Annotated in this window: 6 protein-coding genes; 3 read left to right on the top strand and 3 right to left on the bottom strand. The window is 71.4% G+C overall.

Going from position 1 to position 7,455, the window contains the following annotated elements:
• Together N790_RS03020 and N790_RS03025 are read right to left on the bottom strand one after the other, a co-directional pair.
• Positions 1 to 243: hypothetical protein (locus N790_RS03020; protein ID WP_043800558.1), on the bottom strand; the 243-nt coding region annotated here is incomplete at its 3' end.
• Between the two features lie 158 nt (positions 244 to 401).
• Positions 402 to 1,616 (bottom strand): magnesium transporter, encoded by a 1,215-nt coding sequence (locus tag N790_RS03025; protein ID WP_043800562.1) that lies wholly within the window; start codon positions 1,614 to 1,616, stop codon positions 402 to 404.
• A gap of 168 nt (positions 1,617 to 1,784) precedes the next feature.
• Between N790_RS03025 and N790_RS03030 the strand changes: the two genes are divergently transcribed.
• The 3 genes from N790_RS03030 (at position 1,785) to N790_RS03040 (ending at position 6,627) form a co-directional block, all read left to right on the top strand.
• Complete coding sequence (locus N790_RS03030; RefSeq protein WP_245593731.1) at positions 1,785 to 2,777, top strand: efflux RND transporter periplasmic adaptor subunit; 993 nt, start codon at positions 1,785 to 1,787, stop codon at positions 2,775 to 2,777.
• Positions 2,778 to 2,780: 3 nt separating this feature from the next.
• Complete coding sequence (locus tag N790_RS03035) at positions 2,781 to 5,825, top strand: efflux RND transporter permease subunit (protein ID WP_245593732.1); 3,045 nt, start codon at positions 2,781 to 2,783, stop codon at positions 5,823 to 5,825.
• 100 nt (positions 5,826 to 5,925) lie between these two features.
• On the top strand, positions 5,926 to 6,627 hold the full coding sequence (locus tag N790_RS03040; protein WP_043800566.1) for a transposase: 702 nt from the start codon (positions 5,926 to 5,928) through the stop codon (positions 6,625 to 6,627).
• Positions 6,628 to 6,641: 14 nt separating this feature from the next.
• Here the strand turns inward: N790_RS03040 and N790_RS16280 are convergent.
• The coding region (locus N790_RS16280) for a hypothetical protein (RefSeq protein ID WP_211251939.1) at positions 6,642 to 7,455 on the bottom strand (814 nt) is incomplete at its 5' end.

Below are 7,455 nucleotides of genomic sequence, written 5' to 3' on the forward strand. Positions count from 1 at the left end.
CCAGTCCGGCTCCGCGCCGGGCGGCAGGTCGGGGGCGTCGCCGGCGGCGGCGTCGAGTGAAGCAAGCAGCGCCGGCTGGCGGCACAGGGTGTCGACGGCGAAGTCGCTGCACAGCGCCAGCCGCGCCAGCGCCTCGCGCCGCTTCGGCGACGCCAGCGCCTGCGGCGCGCGTTCGAGCAGGCGCGCGAGCGCGCGTTCAACCAGGGCGTCGGTCGCCGCGTCGGGCGAAGGAAGAAGGGCCATGGCCCGATTCTGTCACGCGCGGCGGCGCCGGAAAAAAAGAAAGCCCGCAGCGCTGAAGCAGCTGCGGGCCTTCCGCTCCCTCCCCCACGTCGGAAGCGCGAGCATGGTTGCCCGGCGGCGGGGGGCGTTGCACGTTGCAGTGCAGCAAGACGCCCCGGTCAGAGCAGCAGCCAGGTCACCAGGCCCAGGAAACTGCCCATGCTGACCACGTCCGTCATGGTCGTGAGGAAGATGCTCGAGGCCGTGGCCGGGTCGGCGCCGACGCGCTTGAGCACCAGCGGGATGGTGGACCCGGCCAGGCCGGCCACCATGCAGCTCAGCGACATCGCGCCCAGCGTGATCAGGGCGAGGGCCAGGGCATCGTCGCCACCGTCCTTCGACACCACCCAGTACATGGCCGCACCGGCAATCGCGCCGGTGACCGCGCCGTTGAGCAGGCCCAGCAGGCCCTCCTTGGTGATGATCTTCGCGACCCGGGTGGCCTTGAGCTCGCCCAGCGTCATGCCGCGCAGCATCACCGCCAGCGCCTGGCAGCCCAGGTTGCCGCTCTGCCCGCCCAGCACCGGCAGGAACACCGCCAGCACCACCACGCGGTTGATGGTGTCCTCGAAATAGCCCACCACCGCCGCCGCCACGAACACCGTCAGCAGGTTCACCAGCAGCCAGGGGTTGCGGAACTTGAAGCTGCGCCACAGCGGCGTGGCCAGGCGCTCTTCCTTCTCGACGCCAACCATGGCGCCGGCCTGCGCGGAGATCTCGAAGGCCTGCTGCTCGAACAGCACCTGCCCGCGCACCTGCCCCACCAACCGTCCGTCGGCTTCGCAAACCGGGTACACGGGGTAGTGGCGCAGCACCACCTCGCGCATCGCGTCCACCAGCTCCATGTCGGGGCGCAGGCAGAAGGGCGAGCGGATCATCACGTCGTCGAGGCTGCGCTCGCGCTCGCCGTAGAGCAGGTCGCGGAAGGCCACCACGCCCAGCAACCGCTGCTGCGCGTCCACCACCCAAAGGTAGGTGACCAGGCGCTGCTTGACCACCTCGCGCAGCGCCTCGATGGCCACGGCCACGCGCGTGCCGCTGGGGAACACCGCCGGCGGGTCCTCGATCAGGCGGCCCACGCTGCCTTCCGGGTAGCGCTGGCTGTCGGACCAGTCGGTGCCGGCGGGCGCGGCGGCCATGACGCCGGCGCGGCGCCCGGGCTCCATGGCCGCGAGCAGGTCGTTGGCGCGGGCCGGCGGCAGGCCGCCAAGCAGCCGGGCGACGTCGGCCGCGGCCACGTCCTGCAGGCGCGAGAGCGCCGATTGCGTATCGAGGGCGGCGATGCGGTTCGCCAGCTCGGCGGTGGCGTCCTGGGTCGGGGTGCTTGCAGTCACGACGGTCTCCGGGTGAAGCCGATGTAAACGGCCTTAGCCTAGCCCATGGGACAGGCCCGCCACCATGTCGCGGCCGCGCACGATTCTGGGACAATCGCGGCTTCGCACCCCACGGCGACTCCCCGCATGTCCTTCCGCGCCACGCGAGTCCTGCTCGCAGTTCCCTTCTTGCTCCTGCTTTCCGCCTGCGCCGGCGACGAGGCCGCCCCGGTCAGCACGCCCGCACTCAGCGTCAGCATTGCCATGCCGCAGCGGCAGTCGCTGCCCGAGCGCATCCCGGCCTCGGGCTCCATCGCGGCCTGGGAGGAGGTGGTGTTCGGCGTCGAGATCTCCGGCCAGCGCGTCGCCTCGGTCAAGGTCGAGGTGGGCGACGTGGTGCGCAAGGGCCAGCCGCTGCTGCAGCTCGACACCCGCACCCTGGCGATGGAACTGCGCCAGGCCGAGGCCAACCTCGCGGTGGCCGCCGCCAATGCCCGCCGCGGCGAGCGCCTGCTGCGCGGGAAGCTGGTGGCCGCCAGCGACGCCGAGCAGCTGATCGCCGGTGAAGTGACCGCGCGCGCCCAGGCCGAGAACGCCCGCCTGCGTTTGGACTTCGCCACGCTGCGCGCGCCGCACGACGGCATCGTTTCCGCGCGCAGCGTGCAGCCGGGCCAGGTGGTGGCCGCCGGCGCCGAACTGCTGCGCCTGATCCGCGACCAGCGCCTCGAATGGCGCGCCGAGCTGCCCGAGGCCCAGCTGATCCGCGTCACCCCGGGCGTCGAAGTCCGCCTGCAGGGCCCCGACGGCAAGCCCGTCGCCGGCACCGTGCGCAAGGTCTCGCCTTCGCTCGACAGCCGCAGCCGCACCGGCACCGTCTACGCCGACCTGCCCGCGCCGGGCGCCCTGCGCGCCGGCATGTATGCCGAGGGCGACCTGCTGCTGGGCGCGCGCGACGTGCTCACCGTGCCCGCCGCGGCCGTGGTGGAACGCGACGGCTACCGCTACCTGTTCGTGCTGGGCGAGGGCGACGTGGTCGCGCAGCGCCGCGTCGACACCGGCGCCCGCGAGGGCGGCGTGGTGGAAGTGCGCAGCGGCCTGGAAGCCGGCGAGCGCGTGGTGGCCGAAGGCGCCGGTTTCCTCGGCGACGGCGACCGCGTGCGCGTGGTGCCGGCCGGGAACTGAGCCATGGCGATCAACTTCTCCACCTGGTCGATCAACCGGCCGCTGCCGGCGATCCTGGCCTTCGTGCTGCTGGGCATCGTCGGCCTGGTCGGCTTCAACCAGCTGGCGGTGTCGCGTTTCCCCGACATCGCCTTCCCCGGCATCACCGTCACCATCGCCCAGCCCTCGGCCACGCCGGCGCAGCTGGAAACCGAGGTGGCGCGCAAGATCGAAGACTCCATCGCCACCCTGCCGGGCATCAAGAACCTGGTGTCCACGGTGGTCGAGGGCCAGTCCACCACCTTCGTCGAATTCCGCATCGGCAAGGACCTGGGCGAGGCGCTGGACGAAGTGCGCGACGCAGTCACGCGCGTGCGCACCGACCTGCCACAGGAAGCCGAGGAACCCATCGTCGCCAAGATCGACGTGGTCGGCGGCACCCTGGTGACCTACGCGGTGGCTTCGGACCGCCTGGGCGAGGAAGAGCTCAGCTGGTTCGTCGACAACGACGTGTCGAAGGTGATGTTCGGCGTGCCCGGCGTGGGCCGGGTGACGCGCGCCGGCGGCGTGGACCGCGAAGTGCAGGTGGACCTGCGCCTGGGCACGCTGGCGGCCTACGGGCTGAGCGCGGGCCAGGTGTCGCAGCAGCTGGCGGCGAGCCAGCTCGAGCGCTCCGGCGGCCGCACCACGCTGGGCAGCGGCGAACAGGCCGTGCGCGCGGTGGGCACGGTGGGCAACGCCCAGGACCTGCGCCATTTCCCCATCCGCCTGCCCGACGGTGGCCAGGTGCCGCTGTCGGCGCTGGCGGACGTGACCGACGGCCACGACGAGCGCCGCCAGGTGGCCCTGCTCGACGGCAAGCCGGTGGTGGCCTTCTCCATCACCCGCACCCGCGGCAGCAGCGAGATCGAGGTCGGCGAAGGCGTCGAGGCGGCCGTGCGCCGGCTCGAGGCCGAACACCCCGGCATCCGCATCACCGAGGTGTTCTCCACCGTGGACGAGGTGCGGGCGTCGTATTCGTCCTCGATGACGATGCTGTACGAGGGCGCGCTGCTGGCGGTGCTGGTGGTGTGGTGGTTCCTGCGCGACTGGCGCGCCACCTGGATCTCGGCGGTGGCGCTGCCGCTGTCGATCATCCCCACCTTCGGCGTGATGTGGCTGTTCGACTTCAGCCTCAACATGGTCACGCTGCTGGCGCTGGCGGTGGTGGTGGGCATCCTGGTGGACGACGCCATCGTGGAAGTCGAGAACATCGACCGCCACCTGGGCATGGGCAAGCCACCCAAGCAGGCCGCCACCGACGCCGCCGACGAGATCGGCCTGGCCGTCATCGCCACCTCGGCGACGCTGGCGGCGGTGTTCGTGCCCGTGGCCTTCATGCCCGGCGTGGCCGGCAAGTTCTTCCTGGAATTCGGCTGGACCGCGGCCACCGCGGTGCTGTTCTCGCTGCTGGTGGCGCGCCTGCTGACGCCGATGATGGCCGCCTACCAGCTCAAGCCCAAGCCGCACGTCGAGCGCGAAGGCAGGCTGATGCGCTGGTACCTGGGCGTGGTCGAGTGGGCGCTGGCCCACCGCGCCAAGACCCTGGTGGGCGCCCTGCTGATGTTCGTCGGTTCGCTGGCATTGGTGCCGCTGATCCCGGCCACCTTCATCCCGGGCTCCGACCTGGGCCGCAGCAACCTGAGCCTGGAACTCGCGCCCGGCGCCCGCCTCGACCAGACCGTGGCGGTGAGCGAACGCGCCCGCGCCCTGCTGGCCGACCTGCCCGAACTGCGCCAGGCCTACGCCACCGTCGGCGGCATCGTCGATTTCGGCGATCCGAACGTCAGCGGCATCCCCGACGTGCGCAAGGCCGTGATGGTGCTCGACTGGGGCCCGGGCGACGAACGCGAACGTTCGCAGAAGGAGCTCGAGCGCGAGGTGCGCGAGCGCCTGGCCGCGCTGCCGGGCGTGCGCCAGCGTTTCATCAGCAGCGAACCGGGCGAGCAGATGCAGGTGGTGCTGGCGGGCAACGACCCGGCCGCGCTGTACCAGACGGCCCAGTCGCTGGAACGCGACCTGCGCACCATCCAGGGCCTGGGCACCATCAGCTCCACCGCCTCGCTGCTGCGCCCCGAGATCGTGGTGGTGCCCGACGCGCGCCGCGCCGCCGACCTGGGCGTGTCCACGGTGGGCATCGCCGAGGCCGCGCGCATCGCCACCAGCGGCGACTACCGCCAGCGCCTGTCCAAGCTCAACCTGCCCGACCGCCAGGTGCCGATCCGCGTGCGCCTGGACAACGCCGCGCTGTCCGACGAAACCATGCTGGCGCTGATGCGCGTGCCCAGCGCCAACGGCGGCACGGTGCCGCTGTCGGCGGTGGCCGACATCCGCACCGGCGCCGGCCCGTCGGTGATCAACCGCCTGGGCCGCGCCCGCCAGGTCACCTTCACCGCCGAGCTCAATGGCCGCCCGCTGGGCGACGTGATGAACGAGGTGAACGCGCTGCCCACGCTCAACAACCTGCCGCCGGGCGTGCGCACCCAGCCCTACGGCGACGCCGAGATCTTCGTCGAGCTGTTCGTCGGCTTCGCGCTGGCCATGGCCGCCGGCCTGTTCTGCGTGTACGCGGTGCTGCTGTTGCTGTTCAACCACGCCAGCCACCCGCTGATCATCCTGATGGCGGTGCCGCTGTCGGCGGGAGGCGCCTTCGGCCTGATGCTGCTCACCGGCACCCTGCTGTCGCTGCCGGCGCTGATCGGCCTGCTGATGCTGATCGGCATCGCCACCAAGAACTCCATCCTGCTGGTGGACTACGCGGTGATCGCCGAGGACGAGCACGGCATGAGCATGCACGACGCGCTGGTGGACGCCTGCCGCAAGCGCGCCCGCCCGGTGATCATGACCACCATCGCCATGAGCGCCGGCATGCTGCCGATCGCGCTGGGCCTGGGCGCCGACGCCGCCTTCCGCCAGCCGATGGCGGTGGCGGTGATCGGCGGCCTGATCACGTCCACGGCCCTGAGCCTGGTGGTGGTGCCCGCGGCCTTCGCCGCCCTGGAAACCCTGACCCGGCGTTTCACCCGCTAAGAAACGGGGTCAGGTTCACTTCCAGCGGGAGCAGGTTTCCGATCCGCGGCAGCACGCATTGACGATAGTCCGCCGCCCGCCAGGGTGGCGGACTGGGCACATGGCCCGCCTCCCGCGCATTGACCTCGCCGGCATCCCCCAACACGTCGTGCAGCGTGGCAACAACCGGCTGCCGTGTTTCCTCGACCACCGCGACCGATGGGAATACCTGGCGCTCTTGCGCGAGGCGCTGCAGGACACCGGCTGCCAGCTGCATGCCTACGTGCTGATGGAGAACCACGTGCACCTGCTGCTGACGCCGCCGTCGGCCGGCGCCGTGGGCAGGATGATGCAGCGGCTAGGGCGCCGCTACGTGGCCCGGTTCAACGCGCGCCATGAGCGCACCGGCACTCTGTGGGAAGGGCGCTACAAAGCCTGCCTGGTCGACAGCGAAACCTACCTGCTTCGCTGCGCCCGCTACATCGACCTCAACCCCGTGCGGGCCAAGCTGACCAGCGACCCGACGAGCTACCCGTGGTCAAGCTGCGCCGCGCTCTGCGGCCAGCGCGACGAACCGCTCCTGACCCTGCACCCCGCACAGCAGGCGTTGCAGGCGTCATCGCAGCCCACGGGAAGCGCCTATCAAGCCCTGCTCCGGGAAGCGATGCCCGACGAGGAGCTGGACGCCATCCGCCTCTATCTCCGCCAACAGCGCGCTTGGGGCCGCGACGACTTCCGAGCCATGGTGGAGGCGAAGACCCAACGATTCGCCAGCGCCAGGCCCGCCCATCGCCCGCGGCGTGCGCGGATCGACGGGAAGTGAACCTGACCCCGTTCTTATTCCATCCAGGGGTTGCGCAGGGGCGGGACGTCGGCGGCGGTGATGCCAGGTTGGGCGAGGCGTGCGAGCTGGGCTTCGAGCTGCGACTTCGCCAGCGGCTCGACCGGCATGCCCTTCTGTTCCAGCGGCACCCGGTAGGCGGCGCGCGCCGCGGCGGCGTCGCCCAGTCGCAACCGCGCATTTCCCAGCTCGATGGCGGCACCCAGGTGCCAGGGCATCTGCGCCAGCACTTCCTCCAGGCGCGCGGCCACCACCTCGTCGCGGCCGCCGCCGAGCTTGTACAGGTGCTCGAGCACCTTGTCGTAGACGTCGGCGGCGCGCCCCTGCGGATCCTGGCGCCGTCCCTTGTACACCGCGACATACCCCAGCCGCGCCACCTGCTCCAGGCCCTTGAGGCCCACCGCCGGGTCCCAGCCCCAGTCGGGCCAGGGCAGGGTCATGTGCATGCTGTAAAGGAAATAGCCCTCGTACACGCCGTCGAGGTTGCTGTCGTCGATGCTGTCCACCTTGCGCCGGTAGTTCGTGCGGGCGGCGATGGCCTGTTCCTCCATGAACCAGTAATCCGAATACAGCGTGGCGCCCTCGGGCGCGATCACCGCATCGTGGTAAGCCTTTATTTCCGGCCAGCGCTGGCCCAGGTCGAGGCCTTCGTTGCCGAACTGGCGGTAGGCCTCTTCGGTGCCGCCGGCCAGCTCGTTGTGGTACTCCCACAGCCGCGGTTCGGTGATGGTCATGCCCAGCGCGAGCGCCAGCGGCGCCACGGCGGCGGCGCGCAGCGCGGCCCCGCCCCGGTGCCAGGCGGCCGCCACC

Source organism: Arenimonas malthae CC-JY-1 (genome assembly GCF_000747075.1).
Lineage (GTDB): Bacteria > Pseudomonadota > Gammaproteobacteria > Xanthomonadales > Xanthomonadaceae > Arenimonas > Arenimonas malthae.

What these genes read in the sequence shown, in the direction of transcription:
- N790_RS03035 (WP_245593732.1), top strand. Translation starts at nt 2,781, where the DNA reads ATGGCGATCAACTTCTCCACCTGGTCGATCAACCGGCCGCTGCCGGCG.
- N790_RS03040 (WP_043800566.1), top strand. Translation starts at nt 5,926, where the DNA reads ATGGCCCGCCTCCCGCGCATTGACCTCGCCGGCATCCCCCAACACGTC.